We start from the raw sequence: 25,162 nt of genomic DNA, 5'->3' as shown, positions 1-25,162 counted from the left end.
AGCCGCTATCCACGGGCGCGATCATGGGTTCCCCTTCTTCCGGTCGCCGAACGACCCTGTCACACCGAGCGTAGCGAGAGCAGGCCTGGCTCCTGTGTAGCCCCGACCGCCCGCAGCCCGCATCCGGGCGATGAACGACGCCGGCCGCACGCGCCTGGCGATGCGGTGCCACCACTTGCCGGATGCTGCCAGTTCGGCTCGCTCGGCATCCACGATCGCCCAGGCGGCGCTCGCATCGTCGTTCGTCGGAGGATGCTCGGCGAAGACCGCGCGATCGACGAGCACCGCCAGGCGGTCAGCAGCCTCGCGGTCGGTCGACAGAGCCCGCTGCGATCGTGTGCCCTCGGCATCCATCGACACGTCGTGATCGGCGTACACGTCGACCAGCTCCTCCCAGGCCCCGGCCAGACGCACCTCGGGGTCTTCGGCCGTGCGGCGAGTTCTGGCGCGCTGCCTCTTGGCGAAGAGCAGCACCAGGAACGGCAGAGCGAGCAGCGCGAGAGCGAGCAGGCCGAGCCCCACCGCTCGGAGGATCGGCAGAAGGAAGGCGAGGACCTCGGACTGCGGCGCCTCGAGCGGGGGCGCGTCGTTGTTCGAGTCGCTCTGCGCCTGAGGCGGGTCGAGCGCCTCGGAGCGCGGCTGCTCCGGCACCGTCGGATGCTCCGGCAGCTGCTCGCCCTCGGTGATGGAGCTCGGCAGCATCGCATACTGCGGCGTGGTGTCGACCGGCATCCACTCGCCGCCGGAGCCCCTGACCTCGACCCAGGCGCTCATGTTCGCGCCCGTGCAGGTCTCGGTGCAGGCCGGAATGCCCGGAACCTCTTCTGCCGCCGCGAGCCGTGCGCCGATCACGACTCGGGACTCGAGTCCCCAGTGCTCGGCGAGCAGCGCAGCCGCCACGGAGAACTGCTCGTCGTCGCCGACGGCGGACACCAGCAGTTCGGGTGCGGCATCAGACCCGGCCCTTCGCTCCTGCTCGACCATGTCGGTGAACAGCTCCTCGATACGGGCGGCGGAGTGCCCCGCATAGCTCGGCGCGAACGCGTAGCCCTCCGACTCCTTCAGAGACGCGATCCACCCCGCTGCCGCGTCGTCGTCGATCAGCGCGTGGCTGAGGTAGCCGCGCGAACGCAGGCGATCGATGATCTCGAGGTATCCGGCTCCCGTGCGGGGCTGCTCCTGCATCTCGGCCCACTCGGTGAGCGCCGGATACAGGTCGGTGTCGAGGTTCGAGGTGCCGCCCTGCAGCGCGGAGACCTCGCCGGGGGCACCTGGCGCGTCGACGAGCACGGTGTAGCGGTCGCCCGGGACGAGTCCCTCTCCGCCGCCGGGCGCCTCCGCCACGGTGATCGCGGTATCGCCGCCGGAGTTCACATGGAAGCCGTCGGCGAGCGCTTCGGCGCGCGAGCCGGAGAAGTCGGGCGCCTCGGCGAGACCCGCCGGCGACGGCACCCAGATGCCGCGGTACGCGTCTCCGATCGTGATCCCGAGCGAGACACGACCGGCACCCGGCATCGCTGTGCGGGGCAACCTGCTGAACCGGTCGTCGGGTGCGATGTGGAAGTCCTCGCCGTCATACGAGTCGAGGGTGACGAGTCGGAGGCGCTCGAGTGCGCCCGGGTCGCCCTCCATCTGCACGACCGTGTCATCGAGACTGCCGCCGGCGAACCACGAGCGGTAGGCGCTGAGCGGGCTCGCCTGCTGCTGCACGACGATCATGGGCTCGACCTCGTCGCGCAGCACCGAGCGGTCGCTCCACCCGGCCGCCGCGGGTGCGACGGCGAATCCGGCGACCAGGGCGATCACGGCGAGCCCTGCCGACAGCAGATGACGACGGATGGTCAGCCACACCGGGGTCGCCCGACGCGAGATGTTCGCCGCGGCGACGGTGCGCAGCGCCTGCGCACGCTGCAGTCGCGAGCGGCCGACCAGCCAGACGAGAGCGGTCACGAAGAGCGCGACGCCGATCAGCCATTCCCGCGGAGCCGGAAGCGCCACGCCCAGCACCGAGACGGGAGCCGTCGTGCCGCTCACCCCGAAGGCTATGCCGAAGACGCTCATCGCCGTCACGACGGGAACCGCGATCGTGGCCCGACGGCCGCCCTCGAGCACGAGGAGAGTCGCGATGAACGTGCCGAACAGCATCACGACGAGGAACGGGATCAGCACCGCCTGGTACTCGCCGAGCGGCGGGTTCAGCGTCAGCATCTGCTTCCACCCGAGCACGACCCCCAGCACCGCGTCGCGGAGGCCGCCGAGGAACGCAGGGATCGACGAGAGCGCCGAAGGGATCGCGAGCGGAACCGAGACGACCAGGTAGGTGCCGGCCGCCGCGAGAGATCCGATCAGCATGCCCCACCGGAGCACCCGCGTCAGCACGGCGACGGCCATGCCGAGAAGTCCGCCGATCAGGCCGACCGCCAGTGCTCGGGGGGACTCGTAGACCGGCCACGCAGCCGCCGTCGCGAGGCCGACACCGACGAGCACATATCCGAGCGCCCAGAGCGTCACGGCTGAGAGCGGGAACGAGCGTCGCGACCTCGCGACACCGCGCCGGGGGCCCGCGGCGCTCATCGCAGCGCTCCACGAGCGAGCATCTGCGGAAGATCGCCCAGCGCGCCCAGAGTCATCACGGCGAGCTCCCGTGCCGTGCGCATCGTGGGCTGCTCGCCCAGCTCGCTGCGCACCGCGACCGCCTCGACCGCCGCAGGCAGCTTGACCGCGGCATGGCGCAGCCGCTCGAGCGGCATGCGCGAGCCCGTCAGCAGGAATCCGATCGACAGATCGGGGTAGGACTGCGCGGTGAGCGCCGCGACGGCCTCGAGGCGCATCACGCGGTCGGCCGGATCGATGGTCGATGTCGCGTCGAGCAGCGCCTTGGGCGTCACGGTGGGAAGGGTGCGGATCGACAGCACCTCGGCGCGGCTGTGCTCAGGGATCTCGTTGCTCACCGAGAAGAGCACTTCGCGGCCGTCACGCACCCCCTGCAGAGCGAGCGATGCGGCGGCGCTGACCGTGTTCTCGAACTCGTCATCGCTCTCATACGACTCGGCGTCGAGGTCGAGGATGATCGCGATGCGAGCATGACGCGACTCCTCGTACTGACGCACCATGAGCTTTCCGGTCTTCGCTGTCGACTTCCAGTGCACGTGCCGTTGCGAGTCACCCACGACGTACTCGCGCACCGCGTGGAAAGACAGGTCGGCGTCGACCAGCGTCGAGCTCGGCGTGCCCTCGAGGTCGCGGATCAGGCCCGCGCTCGTGCTGGGCAGACGAACCGTGACCGGGTGCACATGGATGCGCTGGACGTCGGGCCATCGCAGCTCCCGCCGGAGGATGCCGATCGGGTCGCCGCGGGTGATGGTCATGGGTCCGACGTCGATGACACCGCGACGGTGCGCGGCGATCGTGAGCTGTTCGCGGTGGTGGGCGGCGGGGCGCAGCAGCGGAACGTGTGCTTCGACGAGTCCCTCCCCCACGGGAACGTCGACGATGCCCGGCAGCGACAGACGCTCGCCGTTGTTGCGCACGTCAAGCGTCGCACCGATCTCCGCACCGGCGACCACGCGGTCGCGATCGAGCGTCAGCTCGATGCGGTAGTCGTGGGCGCCGAGGATGAAAGGGACGCACGCGATCAGCAGCACCAGCGCGATCGCCGCCACCGCCCAGGCCTCCACCCATCCGAAGAGCAGCCCTGCGGCGATGCAGAGCACGAGGGCCACGACGACCAGCATCCCGGCCGACGTGACCGTCTCCCGCACCCACGCGACCGCCGTGCGGGTCGCGCGTCGCGTGGTTCGGGCTGCACGGCGGACACCGAAGACGGCGCCGCGGACGGGTCCTCGGCGCGTGCGGTCGTAGCGCGTGACCGTCGACGTGCGCGTCGACGTGCTGGTGCCCGCCGTCGTGCGCGTCAGACGGGACTCGGTGCTGAAGCTCACGCAGTGCCGTTCTCGCGCGGCGGCTCGACGTCGAGCAGGATCTGCCCCACCACGGCGACCGCGGTGACGCCGTCGAACTCGGCCTCAGGCTCGAGCACGAGGCGGTGCGCGAGTGCCACGACCGCGAGCTCTCTGACGTCGTCGGGGGTGGCGAACGTGCGGCCGCTCTTCGCCGCCCACGTCATCACGAGGCGGGAGAGCGCGATCGCGCCTCGCACGCTGGCGCCGAGACGCACCTCGGAGGCGCGTCGCGTCGCATCGACGATGCGCATGATGTAGTCGGACACCAGCGGGTTCACATACACGCCGCGGGTCATCTCGGCCATCGTGAGGATCGTGTCGGTGCCGACGATGCCGTCGAGCACGTGCTTCGGCTGCGCAGCACCCTGAAGGATGCGCATGGTCGCCGCCTCGTCGGGGTAGCCGATCGACGTCTTGATCATGAAGCGGTCGAGCTGCGCCTCGGGCAGCCGGTAGGTGCCACCCTGTTCGATGGGGTTCTGCGTCGCCATGACGAGGAAGGGCGACGGCACCGGACGCGTGACGCCGTCGACCGTGACCGTGCCCTCTTCCATGACCTCCAGCAGCGCCGACTGCGTCTTCGGGCTCGCCCGGTTGATCTCGTCTGCGAGCACGATGTTCGCGAAGACGGGGCCGGCGTGGAACTCGAACGCCCCCTCTTTCTGGTCGTAGACCGTGATGCCCGTCACGTCACCCGGAAGCAGGTCGGGGGTGAACTGGATGCGCGTGCTCGTGCCCGTGACGGTCTGGGCGATGGCTCGGGCGAGGGCCGTCTTGCCGGTGCCTGGGAAGTCCTCGAGCAGCACATGCCCGCCGCTGACGGCCGCGGCGAGCGCCAGCTCGATCACGTGCCGCTTGCCGAGGATGGCCTGTTCGACGTTGGCGGCGAGGATCGAGAACGTCTCCGCGAACCAGGAGGCCTGTTCGGGAGCGATGGTCACGGGAGCAACGGAGGGAGCGGGCATAGGGCAACCGTATTCGTCTCGGGCGCCTGCGCGGTGCAGGGCGGTGGGGCGTAGGGAGTCGTCATCTGAGCGCTCATCCCTCGGGGTCGGTCGGTTCGGAAGGATCTGTCGGATCATCAGGCGGGTCGACCGGATCCGGCTCGGGCTGCGTGCACAGCGGCGCGCGGTGCGTGATCGCCTTGAGCGGGGCGTAGGCGCCCGTCCAGGTGATCCTCGTGTCGATCACGGAGATCCCGTCGACGATGTCCGGGGTGAAGATGGTCGAGTACGATCCGCGCGCAGCGCGGCTGACGACGAACAGGTCGTCAGGATTCGCCGGCACGCACTCCTGGAACTGCACGGCCACCGTCGTCGGCACGGTCCTCGCGGTGATCTCGATCGGATCGGAGCAGTAGGTGGTCAGCACCGAGTGGCAGGACCGCGCGACGACCGGCAGCGGCGACGCGTCGGAGCTCAGTTCGAAGTTCTCGAGCCACGATCCGTACAGGTTGTACCGCGCGATGAAGCCGTCCCGCGCATCGATCTCGGGCGGCGACTCCAGGCCGTAGGAATAGCGGTTGTCCTGCACCGAGGGCTGCGTCGCAACCGTGTAGTTGGTCTTGCCCTTGGGGCCTTCGACGAACGTGAAGGTGAAGACCTCGGTGGTGTTCGACTCCGCCACGCCGAAACCGTTCGAGGCACAGGCCTTGACTCGATAGGTCGAGTACTCGGCGAGCTGGGCGAGCGTGGGGGACGACGACTGCGCCTCCGCGCCCGAGACGCGCAGCCGCCCGTTGCCGTCGGCGCTGCAGCTCGCATCGCCCGAGCGCCACGCGAGATAGACGACGTCGACTCCGAGGGCGCTGCCGTTGGGCTGGGCAGCGACGCCCGAGACGTCGATCGACGTGTTCGACGTCGCGCGCGCCTGAGTGCCTGCGGGGTCGAAGTAGACGGTTCCCGCGGCCGTGACCGACGTGCGGAAGGCTCCGCCCTCATTGCCGCCGTCGCCCGTCGGCGGTTGGAACTGGCTGATCGGGACGATCGTGATGTTCTGCGGGCCCGGAGACAACGCGATCTCGGCCGTCGTCGTCGCACCGGTGCGGTTGATGACCTGGCCGGTCTCCTCGATGCGGAAGGCGAGCGAGTCGTCCGACGCGGCGACCGCGAGCTCGACGATGCCGCGTCCGCGTTCGGTGCCGTCGGGTCGATAGACGGGCGTGGCGGTCGCGTCCGACACCTCTGGGGCGGCATACGCCCAACTGGTGTGCGGTGACGTCGCCGCTGAGGTTCCGACCGCGTTGACGGCCGCGGCGGTGAAGACGTGCGGTGCCCCGTTGACGAGCCCGTTCACGGTGCAGCGGTAGACGCCTCCCGCCGGGCTGCACGACGCGTTCGCCGGCGATCCGTCCTGCAGGATCGTCACGCCGGTGACGCCGGGATGCGCGCGCCCTGCCTCGCCGAGCGGCACGTCGAGCACCACGGTCGAGCGAGTGAATCCGACGGTCGTGACGCTGGCGGGCGCCTGCGGGAAGCCCTGCAGGTCGAGGGTGAGGGTTCCGGTGCCGGTGCGCCCCTGCGCATCCGACACGACGAACGGGATGATGCACTGGCCACCCGGCGCCTGCCCTCCGCCGGGCCAGGTCGCAGTGATCGACGTGCTTCCCGAGGTCGAGACCGACGCGACATCGCACCGCGAACCCGCGCCGAGCGACATCAGTCGGAGGCCGGATCCCGGCTTGCCCGCGAAGGGGTCGTACTCCCCCGCCACGTCGACGACATCGATCGTGCAGCTCGGGTTCGTCACGATGCACTGCGTCGTGAAGGTCGCGCCCCGCGGCGCATCGGGCGGAGCCGCGCCGACGACCAGGCGGACCGATGCCGACGGCTCACCGTACTGCGGCACCGTGACGCTGACGTTCTCGGTGTTGCCCGGCCTGGCGTCCGCTCGCGCTTCGATGGTCAGCTGAGAGCCGGTGCGCGTGACGATGAAGGCCGACCCCGAATACACGATCCGATACTCGAGCGATCCGGCGTCGCCCTCGCGGCCGCCCTCCCAGGCGGCCATGTTCGAGTACATGTCGACCGTCTCGGTGGTTCCCGGAGCGATCGTGTGCGAGATCGACGACAGCAGCAGCTGGGGCTCCGCAGGACGGATGCTGATCGGCACGTCGATGAACGACCAGCGCTCCTGACCCTGCAGCCGCACCTGAACCAGGCAGGTGTCCGACCATGGCGCTTCCCTGCCGGCTTGGTAGGTCACGCCGCCCGACCCCTCGGCGGAGCACGACGCGGCCGCGCGCTGCGCGCTGAACTGCCCGGACCCCACCTCGACGGCGTCCGAGGAGATCAGGTCGACGTAGTCGGCCGCGTCGAACGAGACCGACGCGTCTTCGTCGACCACGACGGGAGTCGTGCCGGGCTTCAGCTGCACCTGCATGTCGTCGAAGGCGGGAATGCGCAGGAACCCGTAGGCGACCACGTCTCGACCTCCGGCCCCCTTGCCCTTGAGCTGGAACGGCACCAGCGCACCGTCTTCCGGCGCGGCACCCACGATGCGGTCGCCCTGCACCGTGAATCCGGGCTGGTCGCCCCACAGGCTCAGCGTGAGCGAGGAGACATCACCCGACGGCCAGCTCACACGGTCGGTCACGACATCGATGCCGCGCTCCGGGAGGTCTTCCCGGTCGCGCGCGGTGAGCACGGTGTCGGCGACGCTCGGCTGGTCGGCGACGGCGCCGTCGGTCACGGTGACCACGATGAGCCCCTGCGACGTGCTCGACGTGCGCGTGGACCTGACAGTGTAGAAGTACGAATTCGTACCGGCGGTGTCGCCTGCGCGGAGCACGATGCGGCCGTCTTCGAGCGAGGTGTCGGAGTCGATCAGCGCGTTCAGGCGGTCGTACAGCGGGTTGCCCTTGACCGGAGGCGCGTTGGGCACGAGTTCGGTGATCTCGAGGTCGCTCTGCGCCGGGTCGAGGTCGTTCAGACGCGGGTCGAGGACGATCGGGGTGGTCGAGCCCGCCTCGACGCGCACGTAGTCGCTGAAGGTCACGGGAGCCGCATCGTCGATGTCGGCGTCGAGCACACCGACCCGGATCACGCCTGTGCCCTGCTCGCCCTGAGGATCGCGCACCGTGTAGCGGAAGGTCACCTGGCCGCCGTCGACGCCGGCGGCGGGCGCCCGGTAGACGATCGCATCGCCGTCGGCGGAGATCGTCGCCGTGCCGGAGCCCTTCTGAGGCTGGTCGATGCCCGCGAGGGTCACTCGGTCGCCGTCGCTGTCCATGCCGGTCGCCGGCACGGGCAGCGACACCGTCTGGCCGCTGAGGACCCGACCCGTCAGTGTCGACGGCGTCGGCGCGCGGTTCGTGCCCGGAGGAACGACCGTGACAGTCACGACGCCGTTGTCGGAGAGAGCCGGATTGCGCTCGAGCGACACCGAGTAGGTGAGGCGGTAGGTGCCCGGCGTCGTGGGCGCGAGGTAGCGCAGCGCGTTGCGGTCGGCGAAGACGAGTTCGCCGGACTCGCCCGACCCGGTCACCTCGGGGAGCACGACCAGGGGTTCGCCACGCGGGGCGACATCGTTCGCCGCGACGTTGATGCGCGTGAGCGAACCGGCGCGGACGGTGATCGCATCGGGGAACACGATCGGGCGGGTGACGGTCGACGGCGGAGTGAGGAAGACCGTGACCGTGCCCTGCACCGCGGCTCCGGTTCCGTCGGCGACGGTCACGGTGGCCTTGCCGATCACCCCGGGCTCGCCGTCCTCCGTCGTGCCGTTCACACGGATGCTCTCGTTGCCGACCACGCGCACGCCGAGCTGCGGCGTGGAGCTCACGGCATCCGCCAGCATCAGCACGCGCCCGCTGGTGTTCTGCACAGCACGGAGCACGTCGACCGTCGTGTCCTCACCCTCGCGCACGAACGCGGTGAGGGGCGCCATCGCGAGGCCGGCGGATCCGTCGACCGCGGTGATGCGGATGACAGCCGACTGCTCGGCCTGGGTCGAGACGTCCTGAGCGGTGTAGGTCACGACGTACTGGCCGGGTTCGGCCACAGTCATCTCGACGGTGCCCGATGCCGCGTTCGGGTTGACCTCGAGCCCCTGAGCCGTCGCCGCGGTCTGCACGGCGTCGACCAGACGGTACGAGCCGGATCCGCCCGACAGGTGGTCGGAGATGCGCACCGATTGCAGCTCTCCGGCACGGGCCGTCAGCGCCACAGGCGAGGCGACCAGGGCGGGGCTGCCGGTGACCTGCACATCGAGGGTCTTCTCGGCGGTCGCACCGTGCACGTCCTCGACGACGACGGTGACTGAGATCACCGCGTCGGCGGCATTGGGGTCGGTGTGGCGGATGGCCACCCGCCCGTCTGCCATCGGCACGACCATGACGGGAGACGAGGAGTCGGTCTCGTAGGCGTCGCTGAGCACGAACGGGTCGCCCTCGGGGTCGACCCAGCCCGACAAGGCCGAGACGACGGTGCTGCCGCCGGGAAGAAGCTGCGGTGTCGGCCACTCCTGCTGGCAGGCGTCGACCCCGCACCACACGGGTGCGGAGTTGCTCTCCTGATCGACGACGTTCAGCGTCACGGTCGCCGGTGATGACACGGCGGCGCCGTCGGTGACCGCATACGTGAAGCTGGCCTGCCCCGACCCCGCCTTGACGGCGACGACGAGCGACTGCCCGTTGGCGACGAGAGTCAGATCGCCGAACGCGGGGTCGCCGAGTCCCCCCGAGACCGACTCGGGGTCGATCGACAGCACGTCCTTCTTGTTCGGATCATGGTCGTTGAGCAGCACCGGCAGGATCACCTGCTCGCCCGCGCGCACGCCGAACGCATCGTCGACGGCGACGGGCGGCATCTGCTCGGCCACGTCCTCGACGATGATCGTGCCCTCCTGCTGCTCGGTGTCGTCTTCGATCGCCCACTGCTCGAGCGGGATCAGCACGCCGTCAGGGGCCGTCCAGATGAGACCGGTGCCGATCTCGCTCAGCACCGCGCGATCGCCGTTCTCCTGGAACACCGGTTCGATCGTCGAGGAGTCGAGGGCCTCGTCCGGAACACGCAGCGGAACGGTCTCGCCATCCGCCCACAGGGTTCCCGCACCGGTGTCGAGCCAGGCCGCGTACATCTCGCCCTCGACGACGACCGGCGTGGCGGGGACGCCAGTCGCCTCCGCCACGCGCTCGGACTCGCCCGAGGCGAGGTCGACCGACACGAGGCCGTCGGAGTCGGCGATCGACACGGCTTCACCTGCGTCGGCGCCCTCCTGCAGGCGCGCGTCTTCGGCGACATCGAGCTCGATCGGTTCGTCGCGACCCTGCAGCCACAGCTCGCCCGTGCCCGTCTGGAGCATGGCCCAGCGCTCTCCCACAACGGTGAGGGCCAGGCCCTCTGCGGCATCCGGAGCTGCGGAGACGGACTCGGGATCGCCGAGGAACCGGTGCTCGTCGATGTCGAACCGCCTGATCGCGCCCTCGTCCGAGGAGTAGAGCACCAGCAGTCCTTCGGGCGAGAGCCCGATGGCATCCGCTGTGTACGTCGGAGGATCCTCGCCCTCCTCGACCTCGACGCCCGCGAACGGGTCTACGAGAGCGGTGGCCGCGCCGGTGTCGAGCGTGGTCACCGACACCTGACCCGTGTCGGTGCGATAGGCCACGTACGCCCCGGCGGAGAGGATCTCACGCGTGCCGGCCGGTGTCGGCTCGGACGCGATCGGCGTGCCCTCCTCCGACGAGTCGGAGAGCAGATCGGAGGGGCTTGCAGGGTCGACGTCCCAGCGCTGTCTGTTGCCCTGCGCATAGATCACCGCCGCGGAGCCGTTCTGCCAGACCGCTTCCGGGTCGTCGACGTTGCGCACCGTGTCGATCTCGGCGAGCTCGGTGTTCACGCGTGCGTACTGACCGCTGTCGCGCATGACCCAGACCGACGACTCGAGCCGGGGCACCTCCTGCGACTGGTAGCCCTGCGCCGTGATGGCGAGCGTGAGCACCACTGCCAGAGCGGCGATGCCGGAGATCGCCGTGATCAGGCGCCCCCGCGATCGAGGGTTCGCCTGCGCGCGGGCGCGATCGCCGATCGCCATCACAGAACTCCGGTGAGGTGGAGGGCGACGATGCCGACTGCGGCGAGCGCTGCGGCTCCGATCAGCGCGCCGATCACACCGGCGACGAGCGGCGAGCGGGTCTTCGCACGCGCGGCGGGCAGTTCGTCGCGGTCGCGCGGCATCGCCTGCTGTCGTGCGGCACGCTCTGCGCGGCGCGAGTCCGGTGCGACCGTCGTGATCACCGGGCCGCGGGCGGTGGAGTCCGAGAAGCTGACGGGAGCCGCGGCGGCCCACTCAGCGGATGCCGCCTCGAACGCCGTCGGGTGCAGGCCCAGCTCGTACTGCGCCCAGCGGAGTCGTTCGGCGAAGTCGGCCATGCTCGCGAACCGCTTGGCCGGATCGCGGTGCATCGCGGTCGCGAAGATGTCGTCGATGATCGGGGGGATGCCGTCGACGGGCACGGCGGTGTAGCGCGCCTTGATGATCCGATCGGTGAGCTGGTCGCGTGAGTTGGAGCCGCGGTCTGCCCTTTCGAACGGGCTTCGTCCGGCGAGCAGCGTGTACAGCGTGGCGCCGAGACTCCAGATCTCGCTCGGAACCGACCCCGAGACGCGCTCCTGCAGCACTTCCGGCGAGCTCCACGGCACCGACATCGCGATCGTCTCGCCGTCGCCCTCGTCGATCACGGCGGCCGCGATGCCGAAGTCGGCGAGCACGGGAGCCCCGAGGGAGTTGATGAGCACGTTCGACGGCTTGATGTCGCGATGCAGAAGCCCTGCCCGGTGCACCGTCTCGAGCGCACCGGCGATGCGCACGCCGGTGTCGAGCACGTCGGCGAGCGCCAACGGCGCCTTCTTGTAGCGGGCGCTCATGGTGTCGGGGCAGTACTCCATGGCGAAGTACGGGCGACCGTCGGCAGAGATCGACGCCTGGTAGATCGTCACGATCGAGGGATGTGCGCTGAGCCTCGCGGAGATGTCAGCCTCGACGTTGAAGGTGCGCAGCACCTCGCGGTTCACCGCATCCGCCAGCAGCACCTTCACAGCGGCGACGCGTCGCGGCATGTCCTGTTCGTACAGGAAGACATCGGCGAACCCGCCGGAGCCCAGCGGGCGCACATAGCTGTACCCCGCCAGCGTCGGCGGTGTCGATGCCATGCGCGTGGCCACCCATGCTCCTCACGGTCGGATGGGAGACCGCGCTCTGCATTCGCCCTGCGCGCTGCGCTGGACGATCCCCCCGATCAACGAGTATATCGAGGGCCTGGATGATCTCGAAGGCGCGCTTCGCCGACCTCTCGGCTCAGGCTCGCCAGCATCCCGCGACATGATCGTCGACCATGCCCGCCGACTGCATCAGGGCGTACATGGTGGTCGGGCCGACGAATCTGAAGCCTCGACGACGCAGCTCCTTGCTCATCGCCGTCGACTCCTGCGTCACCGCCGGAACGTCTGCGAAAGACGCGGGTCGCATGCCGGGCTCCGGCGCGAACGACCACATCAGCTCGTCGAGCTCGCCCTCTGCCATCGAGCGCACGATGCGGGCGTTGCCGATCGTGGCCTCGATCTTCGCCCGGTTGCGGATGATCCCCGCATCCGCCATGAGCCGCTCCACATCTGATTCGTCGAACTCGGCGACCAGCTCGGGCGCGAATCCGGCGAAGACCTCGCGAAAGCGGGGGCGCTTGCGGAGGATGGTGATCCACGAGAGCCCCGCCTGGAAACCCTCGAGCGCCATCTTCTCGAACAGCGCCCTGTCGCCGTGCAGGGGCGTGCCCCACTCTTCGTCGTGATACCGGCGGTATTCCGCGTCGTCGCCGACCCAGCCGCATCGCTCGCGTCGGTCGGGGCCGGTGATGAGAGAGGTCATCCTCCCACGCTAGCGACGACCGCCGACATGAGTGCGCGGATCAGGACGCACGGGCGAGGGCGGTGATCCAGGTGCGCGCCGCGAAGGACAGAAAGGTCGCGCCGCTGATCAGGACCACGAGCCCGCTGAGGATGTCGGGGTCGCCGCCATGGACAGGCGCCAGCACGAGGAGAGCGGCGAGGCCCGCCCAGACCGACAGCGCGCGCACCGAGGCGAGCGACCCTCCGACCCGCTCTCGCCCCTGCCACCGAGGCGATGCTGACACAGGCGTGCGGCGGGTGATGACGACGGCGAGCAGCTGCCACATCGACGCGAGCATGAGCACGAGCGCTCCGAAGGTCGCGAGCCAGCCGATGAAGTAGCGCCCGGAAGAGAGCCAGACTGCGATCAGCGAGACGAGCCCTGCGACATCCGCCCCGATCACGATCCACTCGACGTTGACCGACGCGACAAGACGTGGTCTGACACCCAGCATCACAGCGACGATGAGGATGCAGCCCACCTGGAAGACCCACGCGCCGTCGACGACCGTGCGACCGCCGCTGTGCCACAGGATGCTCGCTCCGGCGAGCGCCATGGCACCGTCGAGAAGAATCGCCACAGCGGCGCACGCCATGATGCCGATCCGCGAACGGGGCGGAACGCCTGCTCCCCTGCCTGAGCCTGCGCCCGAGCCGGAGGACCGCTCCTCACCGCCATCCCCGGGCGAATCAGACATCGACCGCGACCGGACCGACCACGTGGGTCTCGGCGTTGCGACGCGTCTTCGCCCAGCCGTTGCGGCGCAATGCCACTCGAAGCATCGCTCTGGTCACCGAGATCAGGATGTACTGCACGAAGAAGAAGAGTCCCGCGCCCCAGCCCACGGCTTGCAGCCACGTCGCCCCGGGCTCGCAACGCAGTTTGTACAGCACTCCCCAGATGGCGAACGGGCCGATTCCGAACAGCAGCCCGAGCAGAACGAACGCCCAGGCATGGTCGACGAGCCCCTCGAGCGCGGCCGGATCGGAGGCGATGGCGGCCCCCTGGAACACCAGGGTGAGGACGATGACGATCAGCCCGATGATCTGGAGGAACGGAAGGAAGAGGTAGTAGAGGCACTCGAGGACTCCCGAGCTGTCGAAGTGTCGCGAACGCACGATGTCGGAGATGTACTTCACGCACTGGATGTTGCCCTGCGACCACCGGGTGCGCTGGGCGAGCAAGCGGCGCAGGCTCGGCAGTGCCTCCTGCGCGACGTACGTGTCGTGGACCTGGCGGTTCTCATACCCGGCAAGGATCACGTGCAGCCCCAGCTCGTAGTCCTCGAGAAGCGCGCCGTGCCACGGCGCTCCATACCCTTCGCCGATCCGATCGAGCACGGAGAGCCTGGTGAACTGCCCGTTGCCGCCGAGCCCGACGGTGCCGGTCTTGGACCGCAGCGACTGCATCGCGAGGATGACAGTGCGGAACTCCACGTCCTGCATCCTGATCAGGTACCGGGCGAAGGCGTTCGCCATTCGCCCCTTCTCCGGATAAGGCGTCCGGTCGTCGCGGTTCTTCATCCACACGGTGATCTGGGCGGCTCCCACGACGGGGTCGCCGAAGCAGTCGTCCGAGGCCACCGCTGCGAGCGCGTTCGCCGCCATCTCCCCGTCAGCGTCGACGACTGCGACGATGACGCGGTCGCGATCGGCGTCGGCAGGCAGCCAACGGCACAGGTGGTCGTACGCGGTGTTCAGCGCGTCGCCCTTGCCTGTGCGCGCGAGCGGGCGGCGGCGCTGCACGAGGTGCACGAACGGGTCGAGGTCGGCGTGTGCCTGGATGATCGCCGAGGTGTCGTCGTCGCTGTCGTCGTCTATCACCCAGAGATGAGCAGCGGGGAACCTCTCGCGCTGCCGTGCGATCGTGGTCGCGATCACCGCCGCCTCATCACGGCAGGGCACGAAGATGTGCCACTCGAACAGTGCGGGGTCTCCCGGCTGCTCTTTTCGATGCCGGACGTAGGGGATGAGGATGAAGGTCATGTACGCGAGGAACATCACCGTCAGGACGAGGGAGATGGAACCGAGGAGAGAGGTCATGAGGATCCTGTGGCGCGGCCTGGCGGGGTCAGTCGATCAACGGCCACGAGGACGACCACCACGACGGCGGAAGCCTGTCACAGCGATGAGCACGATCAAGCCGAGCGCGAACCCCGCGATGCCGACGACCGAGCCGGCGAATCGATGTCCGAACTCGTAGCCCGCCTCGAGGCCTCCCTGCTGGGTCGACCAGCCGATCAGCGCGAGCCGCACCTGGTTGACGAGCAGCATCACGACCGCCGAGGCGGTGATGCCGATGACCCCCCGCAGCCAGCTCACCCGGGTCGAGAGCATGAGTCCGGCGCCGACGGCAAGCAGCGGGGCGAGGAGGATGACGGCGGTGCACTCTGCCGTGACCTGGAAACCGACGAGGTGGTTCTCGCTGATCCAGAGCATGTAGGTGTCTTCGAAGGCGGTCGCGCCGCAATCGACCCACGGATTCATCCACCACGCGGCGAGATGCGCTTCCCAGGCACGGACGACGTCTGCCTGCACCAGCATCCAGACGATGCCTGCCACCAGTGCGAGCGCGAAGACGACGCGTGCGGCACGGTCGAGCCTGTGGTGCCGCACGGGCAATGCCGCCGGCGTCGCCGCCGGCCCACGGTCCCGTCGCAAGGGCTCGTGTCGCACGATCGGGTGGGCGGTGGTCATGGCTGCGCTCGTCTCTGGAAAGGAATGGATGTCGAGTTGTTCCGACGTTGATATTTTACATGATTAGATCATCTAATCTTCAATTCATCTGATACTTCACAGGTGCCGCACAGGGCTGCGGAGAGGTGCCCTCGGTTCAACGCAGCGAGGGCGAAAAAAGAAGGTGTGGACGAGCAAGAGCTCGTCCACACCCGGTGTCCTGGTGCGCCGATCACGGGGATCGCCGGGCGATCCGACCGACTGATGGGGAGATCAGCGGTCGGACCGGCGCTGCGGACTGTCGATCGACGAAGTGGGGTGCCGATCGAAGGGTGGAGTTCGGCGATGGGGAGATCTCCGAACGCACCCGCTCTGCGTCGCGACAGCCGATCAGGCGTCGACGACATTCCCCGCCGAGCGGCGGAGATACGAATCGCGGATCAGTAATAACGTGCCTGCCGCCATGCACACAGCGACGATGACAAGCGGCCATGTGGGATCGGCGCCTGTCGCGGCGAGCGTGCCGCCGAGGGCCGTGCCGACGATGGGGGGATTCGCTCCGTACATGTTGTCTTCCTTCGTTTCGTTCGGCGGGCTCGGATGCGACAGGGGCGGGTTCAGGATGCGACGCGAGCTGCGCGTCGGCTCTGCATGCCGAAGACGGCTGCGGCGCCGACTGCCAGCACCATCGCCGCACCACCCGCGAGCAGCGGGTCAGCGATCGGGGCTGCGACGACCGTGAAGGTGAGCTCGTCGGTGCTGGTATCGGTGCCGTCGTTCTGCACCGCGGTCACGGTGTAGGACTGCTCCGGCAATTCGACGGTCGACTGCGCGCTCCACGTGCCGTTCGGGGCGACCACGGTGGTGAGGAGAAGCATGTCGTCCTGGCCGCGGACCTCGACCGACAGGCCGGGTTCGCCCGTTCCCGAGAACGTGGGCATGAGGCCGCCCGAGGCGCCGTCGAGCACGACGCTCGAGTGGCTCGCGGTCAGTCCGCTCTTGAGCCAGGGGGTGCCTGCGGTCGAGTATGCGCGAAGGATGAGCTTGCCCTGGTCCGCGGAGGCGCCGATCGTGAGACGGCGGGTCTCGATCGGTCGATTCACCGCGTTCAGCGAGAAGGTCGCGCCGTCAGCGCTCCGCTCGGCACTGAAGAGCTGGTTCGCGGAGCCGTCGCACACCGCCGCGATGGGCTCGCCCGCAGCGGCGTAGTCGAGGCACAGCCCTCCGCTGGAGATCGTGCCGGTCGCCCCGACCGCCGGAAGGTCGACGACGGCCGTGCCCGTCGCGCTCAGTGTCGGCTGCGCGCCCTGCACCCAGGCATCGGATGCGAACGCCGCCTGCGCCAGTGTGCCGACGGCCGTACCAGGGGTCTGCGCGCTCGCGGGCGCGACAGCTCCGAGAAGGGCGACGCCGCCGAGTAAGACACCTGCGGTGATCTTGGTGGACTTGTTCATGTGTTTCCTTTCGAATGAGCTCGCCGCACGGGGCATCGCGAGCCAGGTAGTGCACTGATCAGTGCGGTTTTGCCGGGGAGGCAGGGGGCGACGGAAGACGCGAGCTAGGCGGGCGCGGATGCCGATGCGGGTGCGGGTGCGAGAGCACTGACGAAGCGCGCCGAGAACGCGGCGAGCGTCTCGCCGGCCGTGACCGCATCGCGTCGATCGAGGGCGGCGAGCGCAGCGGTGAGCAGCTCTCGGCGCTGCCTGCGCCCGGGCTCGAGGTTCACGCCGTGCCGGTGGGCAGTCTCTCGATCGACGAAGAGTCGGAGCGGGTCGATGTGGTCTCGCACGAGGTGCGCGCCGAGGCGACGGAGATCGCGGGAGATGAGCCGTTCAGCGAGGTCGAGATAGACCATCAGTTCGCAGCTCGAATCGGGAAGAAGAGCATCCCCCGCCGCGCCATCCGCCTCGCGATCGGTGCCACGATCTGCCGTCGGAGCTGCCAGCGCTACTCCCTCGAGCAGCGCACCGACGATGCGGGCACGCTCGATCATGTCGGCATTAGACCATGCAGCGACGCGGGTTCCCGCGTTCGGTGAGACGTGGACCAATCGCATGTCCGCGAGACGCTGCAGCGCCTCCCGAACGGGAGTCCGCGACACGGCCCAGCTGTGCGCGAGCAGGTCGAGACGCAGCCGCTGTCCTGGCTCGAGCCGACCGCTGATGATCTCCGCCAGCAGCCGCTCGTATGCGAGGCCGCTGAGCAGTTGCGGGCGCAGCTGCTCTTCCAGGGAGCCCATCAGCATTTACCCGCCTCTCTCATCAAACTAACATATTGGATGATTAGAGAATGACATACTTAAGTGGTAAGCACAAATCCACTGATATTTGGGAGTCGACGTGAAGCAGCAGGATCCGGGGACGGCAGTGCGGCAGGGCCTGGCAACGGTCATCGACCGGAGGGACATCGCGGTCGTGCTCGGCACGCGGCCGGAGATCATCAAGCTCGCCCCTGTCATCCGCGAGCTCGGAGAGCGGGCCTTCGTCGTGCACACCGGGCAGCACTACGACCGGGAGCTGTCCGGCCAGTTCCTCGAGCAGTTCGGCATCGGCGAACCCGACGTCGTGCTGCAGGGCGTCGGCGGGCAGGATCGCGGCACCCAGATCGCGACCGCGATTCGCGCACTCACGACCCTGTTCACCGAGAGGGCACCGAAAGCGGTCATCGTGCAGGGCGACACGAACGCGGTGTCGGCGGGAGCGCAGGCGGCGAACTACGCGGGCATCCCGGTGATCCATGTGGAGGCGGGGCTGCGCTCGCACGATCGTGCGATGCCCGAGGAGCTGAACCGCCTCGTCGTCGGCGTTCTCGCCGACATCCACTGCGCGGCCACCGCGCACAACGCCGACAACCTCCGTCGCGAGGGCATCCCCGCCGAACGCATCATCGTCACGGGCAACACCATCGTCGAAGCTACGCAGCAGTCGCTGATGCAGGACCCGGCACCGATCGAGACGTTCTTCCCCGGAGGCCGCGTGCCCGAGCGGTTCGTTCTCGCGACGATCCATCGCCCCGAGAACACCGACACCCGCGAGGCGCTCTCCAGGGTGCTGAACGCGATCGGCGACATCGATGCTCCGGTGCTGATGCTCGCGCACCCGCGGACGCGCGCCGCGATCGACCGCTTCGGCCTCACTCCCCTGCTCGACCGCATCCTGATCGCCGAGTCGGCTGATCACGTGCAGTTCCTGACCCTCGCGTCGCGTGCGAGTCTTCTCGTGTCGGACTCCGGCGGACTTCAAGAGGAGTGCACGGTGCTTCAGCGTCCGCTTCTGGTGGTTCGACGCAGCACCGAGCGACCCGAATCCGTCGACGCAGGATTCGCCGAGCTCGTCACCCCCGAACTCGACATCGCCGCGACTGCGAACCGCATGCTCGAGGCCGGCGCCGACCATCTCGCCGATCTCCCGTGCCCCTACGGCGATGGCAGCGCCAGCGAGCAGATCGCACGCATCGCGAGGACGATTGCGGATGCGGATGCGGGGGCGGATACAGCTGCGGCTGCGGCTGCGGATGCGGCTGCGGCTGTGGCGAGAGTGGGCTCACCCTCACCCTCAGCCCCGGCCCCGGCCCCGGTGTCAGTGCCGGCGCCGATGGCGGACGCCGCGTGATGGCGGCCTGAGTCGCGAGGCCGCCCCAATTGATATATTAGATATTTAGATTTTTGCGGGTTAGCATCGAGAACATGCCGGTTCCTACAACGCCAGCACGGATGCCTCGAAAGCTGCTCCGTGACCAGATCTACGACACGCTTCTGGATGCGATCGTCTCCGGCGACCTGGCCGCAGGCGAGCCGATCTCCGACAAGCAGCTCGAGACATGGCTGGGGGCGTCGCGCACCCCGATCCGAGAGGCCGTGAACCGCTTGGCCGGGATGGGACTCATCGAGGTTCTCCCCCAGCGCGGAACCCGGGTCGCGCCGTTGGACACGACGCGTTTCACGGAGGAGATGGAGATGCTCGGAGTGGTGTATTCCGCGACGATCCGCGAGGCCGTTCCGCTGCTCACTGACGCTGACAAAGAGCAGATCCGCACTCTTCATGACCACGTGAGCCGCAGCGTCGACGCGCTCGAGCGCGCTCGGATCGTCGACGCGCTGATGAACGTGTTCCTCGACCGATACCGCAACACGCTCGTGCTGCGCATCCGCGAGAAATCGGTTCCCCATGTCACCCGGATGATCACGGCTCGCCCTGGAGCGCTCGATGCGACGGGCACGTCGGCTGCTCTGGATGCACTCGCCGCTGCGACTGCCGCGGGCGATGCCGACGCCGCAGCCGAAGCCGCTCAGGAGTACTTCACCGCGGGCGCCGCAAGCGTGATGGCACGCGATGCGGCCGAATCGACTGCGTCGCCATCATCAACGTCATCGACGTCGACCGAGAACGAGGTGGCCTGATGCCTACGACTGACGCACCACAGCCGCGGCGCCTGCTGCGCGACGACGTCTACGACACCATCCTGGGCGCCATCCTCGATGGCACCCTCGAACCCGGCGAGATCCTTCATGACGAGGAGCTCATGACGTGGCTCGGCTCGTCGCGGACGCCGATTCGTGAGGCGTTGAATCGACTCGCCGAGGAGGACGTGGTCGAGCTGGTGCCGCACCGCCACACGCGTGTCGCTCCAGTGAACGTCGCCGCCATCAATGAAGGTCTCTTCGTGACCGGTGCGATCCACGAGCACGTCGCCCGCTCGAACAGCGCCGACCTGACCGACGATCAGATCGCCGAGCTCGGACGCCAGCTGTCACGCGTCGACGAGGCGGTGAACGGTGACGACCTCGCGGCACTCGGGCAGGCGATCCGCGAGTACTTCCTCGTCGTCGTCCGCGCCTCGCCGAACTCGGTGCTGCGCACGAAGGCGGAGACGATGTCGCTGCAGCTCGTGCGGTTCCTCACGCCGCGCGAGAACCTGCGCACCCCGCAACAGGCGCTCGAGTTCCTCCGCGCCATCACCGCCGCGCTCGAGGACCGCGACGGCGAACGCGCCGGCGACCTCATCCATGAGTTGCATGCCACGACCCGCAGTAACTTCCTCGAGTTCTACCGCTAGCCCGATCCGATGGACTGAACGCCCGCTGCTCATGCGGGCACACTGTTGCGGTGGCACCCCATGTCGACATCCGCGAGAAGCACCACAGCTTGGTCAGACTCGAATCGGTGCACGCCGAACGACCACCGGGTCGGGGAGGCTGAGTCGAGGTGTGCGCCATCGCTGTGCGGGGTCCCACCATGCCGGTCCGCGGACCTGGGGGAGTCCGTCGTTCATGCGGATCTCCCATCCGGAGGTGCCGAGGGATCGGTGGTGCCACCAGCACAACGGCACACCGTTATCCGTATGCGTCGGGCCGCCCCTGGAGTGTTCGGTGACGTGGTGGATCTCACACCACGACGCGGAGACGTGGCATCCGGGGATCAGGCATTCCTTGTCGCGGGCGATGATCGCCCGCCGTTGGTGCACCGTGAACACCCGGTCGGTGGTCGTGATCCCGATGATGCGGCCTTCATCCATGAGGACCCGCTGGATCGCTCCCGAGCACGCGATCTGCGCCGCGACCGAGACGGGCACATGGGCGCCGGATCCGGGGATCGTCGCCCACCCACCGTTACCGCTCACTCCACTCGCTCCGCCCCCAGCGGCTCCGAAGGCGGCACCTCCGAAGACGGCACCGGCGGCACCGGTCGCACCGGTCGCAGTGGTGGTGTGGGTGGCGAGGTCTTTCGCGTCGACGGTCACGACGACGACCGGTGATGCTCCACCGAGGGTGGGCGTGTCCTTGTGCCGGGCAGCGATGCCGAGAGCTGCGGTCAGGGCGTCGTGGCGCTTCTGCGCCGCGGTGCGGTCATCGAGCACACACCGCGGATCGGAGTTGAACGGATCGGTCTCCTCCGGATCCGCCTCCACGTCAGCGTCAGCGTCAGCGTCAGCGTCAGCGTCAGCGTCAGCGTCAGCAGGCGAAAAGTCGGTATCAGGAGAATCCACGTCACCACCGGAACCGTCACTCGGGGCGAAGAACACCCCCGGCATCGGCGGGCCGTCACCCTTCGGGTTGAGGAACGCATCCATGATCACCTGCAGTTGCGCCGCCGCCTCGGGGGTCAGGTACCCGCGAATCGCATGCATGCCGTCCTTCAACCGGCCGATCGTGATCCCCCGCCGACGACGCGCATCCTCATCCTTCGGTTCCTCACCATCCGGGTCGAACATCGACGCGAGATCCTCCGCCAGGCCCTTCAAGTCCTGCACCGTCGGCGACGGACCAGCCACATCCTCATCAGCATCCCGGGCCTCATCAGCATCCGGGTCTTCGTCGTCCCCCGCGTCGAGTCCGTGACCGCGCGCACACCCCGCCAATGCGACATCGGCCGCCAACCGCTGCTCGACGCTGAGCCGATCCCACACCCGCTCGATCGGACCCGTCGCCGCCAGAAACCCCGCGACACCGACCACCCCGTCCAGCAGCGCCAACCGCATCTCCGACCACCGCGCCGGCATCCTCTCCCCCGCCAGACTCAACGGCCGCCGCACCAGATCGACCACCCTGTCGACCCGGCTCGCACCCCGCACATCCACCAACAGCGTCCGCTGCAACAACTCAGTCAGCCCCCGACACCCCGCCGCATGCGGAAAGTCACCCATGTCAGCCGTCGCAACCGTCTCCACGATCACCGCCTCGGCACGCCGGAACGCCGCCCCCGCACCCTGCAACACCGCGACCCGCTCCGCATCGCTCAGCCCCGCCAGCGCGTCGTCGGACAGCACCGCATCCAGGTCAGCGATGACCCGATCCAGAAGCTCCGCAGTGCTGTTCATACCCCCTAGTCAACCCGCAGCCACCGACATTCGAGACCCGAAACCGCTCGCATTTACCCCCGATCAAAGCCATATTCCAATCTCCCAATACAGCGCAGAATCGTCGCACCTCCGGCACGCGCAGACAACCCGAAGAAGTGATGACGAGCGCCGAAGGAGAAGCGGGAGCAGAGGACAACAGAGAAAGGACGTCTACAGAGAGGAGTGACGAAGACGAGAGATGAAGACGCGAGACCCGAGACGCGAGACGCGAGACGCGATGCGACACGAAGAGGAAAAGGAAGGAAGAAGACGGAACAACGAGAGGGAGGAAGAAGAGAGGTGAGAGGCGAGCAGAGGTGAGAGGCGAGCAGAGGTGAGAGGCGAGCAGAGGTGAGAGGCGAGCAGAGGTGAGAGAAAGCGGACGAGGTGGGGGGAACCCAGACAATCCCCAGCGATGTCAATCTCAGCGAAGCGAGCCGCCGACAGCGAGCCCGAACAACAGAGGAGCTCCCCGGGCGTACCCCGGGAGCTCCCCTCTCTACCGTCAGTCCGCGAAGGTCGCGGCGTCGATAACGAAGCGGTAGCGCACGTCAGAAGCGAGCACGCGCTCGTAGGCCTCGTTGATCTGCGACGCGCTGATCACCTCGATCTCGGAGGCGATGCCGTGCTCGGCGCAGAAGTCGAGCATCTCCTGAGTCTCCTGGATGCCCCCGATGTTCGACCCGGCGAGCGACCGCCGTCCGCCGATGAGCGACGAGACATTGACCGAGAGTGGCTCTGCCGGAGCCCCGACGCAGACCATCGACCCACCCACGTCGAGCAGACCGAGGTAGGCGCGAAGGTCGACGACGGCGCTGACCGTGTTGAGGATGACGTCGAACGATCCGCGTAGCGAGCGGAACGTCTCAGGATCGCTCGTCGCGTAGTAGTGGTCTGCTCCGAGGCGCAGGCCGTCGTCTTTCTTGTTCAGGGTCTGCGACAGCACGGTCACTTCGGCGCCGAGCGCGTGGGCGATCTGCACGCCCATGTGTCCGAGTCCACCGAGCCCGACGACCGCCACTCGCGTGCCGGGGCCGACGTTCCAGTGCCGCAGCGGGGAGTACGTGGTGATCCCCGCGCAGAGAAGAGGTGCTGCGACGTCGAGCGCGAGCGCATCGGGGATGCGCACGGCGAAGGACTCGGTCACGACGACCTGCTCGGAGTATCCACCCTGCGTGATGGTGCCGTCGCGATCCGTGCTGCCGTAGGTGAAGATCGCGCCGTTCGAGCAGAACTGCTCGTCGCCGCGCCGGCAGTTGCGGCATTCGCCACAGGAGTTCACCAGGCATCCGACGCCGACGCGGTCGCCGAGGGAGTGCTTCGTGACATCGGCCCCGACCGCGGCCACGATGCCGGCGATCTCATGGCCCGGCGCGAGCGGGTAGCTCTGCGGCCCCCAGTCACCGCGCACGGTGTGGATGTCGGAGTGGCAGATGCCGGCGAAGGCGATGTCGATCAGGATGTCGTTCGGGCCGAGCTCTCGACGCTCGATGACGGTCTTCTCGAGCGGTGCGGCTTCGCTGGGTGCGGCGTAGGCGTTGACACGGGTCATCTCGGACTCCTCGATTCGGTGCGGATGGGCCAGGTCGACACTACTCGCGCAAGGCTGTGCACCCGCGCAGTGCAGTCGATACGGTGGGGCTACGACTCCGGAGGGGAAGTCCTATGCGCCGTTCGACCATGACCGCACGCCTGATCACGAGCGCGATCGCCCTCGTGCTCACGCCGATCGCCCTGATACTCCTGTCCCTCGGCGGACAGACCATGAATCTCACGCTCTTCGCGTATGGCTTCGATGGCGAGTTCGGGCCGCTGATCGGCCCTCTGCTGCTGCAGACTCTCGGGGTCGTGCTGCTCATCGTCGTCGTCCTGACCGGCGTCTGGAGTTCAGCCGGACTGATCGTCGTCGGCGCGTTCATGATCGCACCGCTCATCGCCGCGTTCTTCCCCGTGACGCTGACGTGGATCTACCGCGTCGCACCCCGCGAGTGGGTCGACGGCCTCGTCTACGGCCTGCCGCTGGTGATACTCGCCGCGCTGAGCGCGATGGGCCTGGTGCTCGCGCTCGTCCGCCGAGATCCACGGCCGAAGGGCGGTGCGCTGGGTGCGATCGGCGTCGTCATCGCACCGTTGCTGCTGGCCGCAGGCGCCTGGGCGATCACGTGGGGCATCGCCGAGGGGGTGCTCTTCGCCCTGCAGCGGTTCCAGTTCGATCTGCGACCCGACGCGGCCTCCGCGACGATCGTCGGCACGCTGCTCGTGATCGCCGGCATCACCGTGAGCCGCTGGTCGCCCTTCGCGCTCGTCCTTCCTGCGGTCGTGCTGCTCTTCGGCAGCGTCGTGATGATCGCTGCACCGAGTGTCGCCTTCAACCTGCTCGTCGCTCTGCCACGCAGCATGAACACGCTCGTGCCGTCTCTGCTCCTCTACGGCGGAGGCGCAGCAGCCGGACTGATGTACCTCACCTTCACTGCGGTGCTGCTGCGCGTACGCTCGCAATCCCGGCTGACGGATCCCCGCACCGCCGTCCCCGGCGACGCGACGGGTTCCCCGTATCCGGGAGCGCAGCACGCACCGACGCAGTACGCACAGGCTCAGCACCCTCCGACGCGGCATCCGCATCCGCATCCTCCGGCAGCCGGCCCGCAGCCGCCCGCTGCGCCCTATCCGCCCCAGCCCGGCGCATAGTCTCTGGGCACGAGCCGCCCTCATCACACCGACACGAAGAACCGGCCGGGATCTCACGATCCCGGCCGGTTCTCGTTGTCCGGCTAAAACCCCGGCCACGCGTTCAGGCAGTGCGCT

At 68.5% G+C, this 25,162-nt stretch carries 18 protein-coding genes; 4 read left to right on the top strand and 14 right to left on the bottom strand.

Going from position 1 to position 25,162, the window contains the following annotated elements:
• Positions 1-21 precede the first annotated feature (21 nt).
• The 12 genes from FIV50_RS02290 to FIV50_RS02240 form a co-directional block, all read right to left on the bottom strand.
• On the bottom strand, positions 22-2,574 hold the full coding sequence (locus FIV50_RS02290) for a transglutaminase domain-containing protein (RefSeq protein ID WP_140036016.1): 2,553 nt from the start codon (positions 2,572-2,574) through the stop codon (positions 22-24).
• Positions 2,571-3,941, bottom strand: coding sequence for a DUF58 domain-containing protein (locus FIV50_RS02285; protein WP_140036015.1), 1,371 nt, complete (start codon positions 3,939-3,941; stop codon positions 2,571-2,573). The genes FIV50_RS02290 and FIV50_RS02285 overlap by 4 nt, the downstream gene beginning before the upstream one ends.
• Positions 3,938-4,903 (bottom strand): AAA family ATPase, encoded by a 966-nt coding sequence (locus FIV50_RS02280; protein WP_140038588.1) that lies wholly within the window; start codon positions 4,901-4,903, stop codon positions 3,938-3,940. The genes FIV50_RS02285 and FIV50_RS02280 overlap by 4 nt, the downstream gene beginning before the upstream one ends.
• A 97-nt stretch (positions 4,904-5,000) precedes the next feature.
• Positions 5,001-10,994 carry an Ig-like domain-containing protein gene (locus FIV50_RS02275; RefSeq protein ID WP_140036014.1) on the bottom strand — a complete coding sequence of 1,998 codons (5,994 nt, stop codon included), beginning with the start codon at positions 10,992-10,994 and terminating at the stop codon, positions 5,001-5,003.
• Positions 10,994-12,124 carry a serine/threonine-protein kinase gene (locus FIV50_RS02270; RefSeq protein WP_258184373.1) on the bottom strand — a complete coding sequence of 377 codons (1,131 nt, stop codon included), beginning with the start codon at positions 12,122-12,124 and terminating at the stop codon, positions 10,994-10,996. Before FIV50_RS02270 ends, FIV50_RS02275 begins: the two co-directional genes overlap by 1 nt.
• A 133-nt stretch (positions 12,125-12,257) precedes the next feature.
• On the bottom strand, positions 12,258-12,824 hold the full coding sequence (locus FIV50_RS02265) for a DNA-3-methyladenine glycosylase I (protein ID WP_140036013.1): 567 nt from the start codon (positions 12,822-12,824) through the stop codon (positions 12,258-12,260).
• 40 nt (positions 12,825-12,864) lie between these two features.
• Complete coding sequence (locus FIV50_RS02260) at positions 12,865-13,425, bottom strand: hypothetical protein (protein ID WP_140036012.1); 561 nt, start codon at positions 13,423-13,425, stop codon at positions 12,865-12,867.
• Positions 13,426-13,534: 109 nt separating this feature from the next.
• Entirely contained in the window at positions 13,535-14,887 is a 1,353-nt protein-coding gene (locus tag FIV50_RS02255; protein ID WP_140036011.1) for a glycosyltransferase, read from the bottom strand.
• Positions 14,888-14,923: 36 nt separating this feature from the next.
• Positions 14,924-15,541 (bottom strand): exosortase/archaeosortase family protein, encoded by a 618-nt coding sequence (locus FIV50_RS02250; protein WP_140036010.1) that lies wholly within the window; start codon positions 15,539-15,541, stop codon positions 14,924-14,926.
• Between the two features lie 369 nt (positions 15,542-15,910).
• Positions 15,911-16,087, bottom strand: a complete 177-nt coding sequence (locus tag FIV50_RS17585; protein ID WP_181164303.1) for a hypothetical protein — start codon at positions 16,085-16,087, stop codon at positions 15,911-15,913.
• Positions 16,088-16,137: 50 nt separating this feature from the next.
• Entirely contained in the window at positions 16,138-16,974 is an 837-nt protein-coding gene (locus tag FIV50_RS02245) for a hypothetical protein (protein WP_140036009.1), read from the bottom strand.
• Between the two features lie 104 nt (positions 16,975-17,078).
• On the bottom strand, positions 17,079-17,765 hold the full coding sequence (locus tag FIV50_RS02240; RefSeq protein ID WP_140036008.1) for a GntR family transcriptional regulator: 687 nt from the start codon (positions 17,763-17,765) through the stop codon (positions 17,079-17,081).
• A gap of 94 nt (positions 17,766-17,859) precedes the next feature.
• Between FIV50_RS02240 and wecB the strand changes: the two genes are divergently transcribed.
• From wecB to FIV50_RS02225, 3 genes are all read left to right on the top strand, one after another.
• The gene (wecB, locus tag FIV50_RS02235) at positions 17,860-19,131 is read left to right on the top strand and encodes a non-hydrolyzing UDP-N-acetylglucosamine 2-epimerase (protein ID WP_258184372.1); all 1,272 of its coding nucleotides are present in this window, start codon (positions 17,860-17,862) and stop codon (positions 19,129-19,131) included.
• A gap of 74 nt (positions 19,132-19,205) precedes the next feature.
• Complete coding sequence (locus FIV50_RS02230) at positions 19,206-19,919, top strand: GntR family transcriptional regulator (protein ID WP_140036007.1); 714 nt, start codon at positions 19,206-19,208, stop codon at positions 19,917-19,919.
• On the top strand, positions 19,919-20,575 hold the full coding sequence (locus FIV50_RS02225; RefSeq protein WP_140036006.1) for a GntR family transcriptional regulator: 657 nt from the start codon (positions 19,919-19,921) through the stop codon (positions 20,573-20,575). The genes FIV50_RS02230 and FIV50_RS02225 overlap by 1 nt, the downstream gene beginning before the upstream one ends.
• A gap of 93 nt (positions 20,576-20,668) precedes the next feature.
• Here FIV50_RS02225 and FIV50_RS02220 read toward each other — a convergent pair whose 3' ends face one another.
• Together FIV50_RS02220 and FIV50_RS02215 are read right to left on the bottom strand one after the other, a co-directional pair.
• Complete coding sequence (locus tag FIV50_RS02220; RefSeq protein ID WP_140036005.1) at positions 20,669-22,336, bottom strand: HNH endonuclease signature motif containing protein; 1,668 nt, start codon at positions 22,334-22,336, stop codon at positions 20,669-20,671.
• Between the two features lie 526 nt (positions 22,337-22,862).
• On the bottom strand, positions 22,863-23,909 hold the full coding sequence (locus FIV50_RS02215) for an NAD(P)-dependent alcohol dehydrogenase (protein ID WP_140036004.1): 1,047 nt from the start codon (positions 23,907-23,909) through the stop codon (positions 22,863-22,865).
• A 128-nt stretch (positions 23,910-24,037) separates the two neighbouring features.
• Between FIV50_RS02215 and FIV50_RS02210 the strand changes: the two genes are divergently transcribed.
• Entirely contained in the window at positions 24,038-25,045 is a 1,008-nt protein-coding gene (locus tag FIV50_RS02210; RefSeq protein WP_140036003.1) for a hypothetical protein, read from the top strand.
• Positions 25,046-25,162: the final 117 nt, after the last annotated feature.

It is taken from the genome of Microbacterium foliorum (assembly GCF_006385575.1).
Classification (GTDB): Bacteria; Actinomycetota; Actinomycetes; order Actinomycetales; family Microbacteriaceae; genus Microbacterium; species Microbacterium foliorum_B.
Note: the sequence above shows the minus strand (reverse complement) of the source record. Positions and strands in the feature narration are given on the sequence as shown.

Excerpts from the sequence above, each read along its gene's own strand:
- FIV50_RS02290 (WP_140036016.1), bottom strand. The coding sequence starts at position 2,574 with ATGAGCGCCGCGGGCCCCCGGCGCGGTGTCGCGAGGTCGCGACGCTCG.
- FIV50_RS02275 (WP_140036014.1), bottom strand. The coding sequence starts at position 10,994 with ATGGCGATCGGCGATCGCGCCCGCGCGCAGGCGAACCCTCGATCGCGG.
- FIV50_RS02265 (WP_140036013.1), bottom strand. The coding sequence starts at position 12,824 with ATGACCTCTCTCATCACCGGCCCCGACCGACGCGAGCGATGCGGCTGG.
- FIV50_RS02255 (WP_140036011.1), bottom strand. The coding sequence starts at position 14,887 with ATGACCTCTCTCCTCGGTTCCATCTCCCTCGTCCTGACGGTGATGTTC.
- FIV50_RS02250 (WP_140036010.1), bottom strand. The coding sequence starts at position 15,541 with ATGACCACCGCCCACCCGATCGTGCGACACGAGCCCTTGCGACGGGAC.
- FIV50_RS17585 (WP_181164303.1), bottom strand. The coding sequence starts at position 16,087 with ATGTACGGAGCGAATCCCCCCATCGTCGGCACGGCCCTCGGCGGCACG.
- FIV50_RS02245 (WP_140036009.1), bottom strand. The coding sequence starts at position 16,974 with ATGAACAAGTCCACCAAGATCACCGCAGGTGTCTTACTCGGCGGCGTC.
- FIV50_RS02240 (WP_140036008.1), bottom strand. The coding sequence starts at position 17,765 with ATGCTGATGGGCTCCCTGGAAGAGCAGCTGCGCCCGCAACTGCTCAGC.
- FIV50_RS02230 (WP_140036007.1), top strand. The coding sequence starts at position 19,206 with ATGCCGGTTCCTACAACGCCAGCACGGATGCCTCGAAAGCTGCTCCGT.
- FIV50_RS02225 (WP_140036006.1), top strand. The coding sequence starts at position 19,919 with ATGCCTACGACTGACGCACCACAGCCGCGGCGCCTGCTGCGCGACGAC.
- FIV50_RS02220 (WP_140036005.1), bottom strand. The coding sequence starts at position 22,336 with ATGAACAGCACTGCGGAGCTTCTGGATCGGGTCATCGCTGACCTGGAT.
- FIV50_RS02215 (WP_140036004.1), bottom strand. The coding sequence starts at position 23,909 with ATGACCCGTGTCAACGCCTACGCCGCACCCAGCGAAGCCGCACCGCTC.
- FIV50_RS02210 (WP_140036003.1), top strand. The coding sequence starts at position 24,038 with ATGACCGCACGCCTGATCACGAGCGCGATCGCCCTCGTGCTCACGCCG.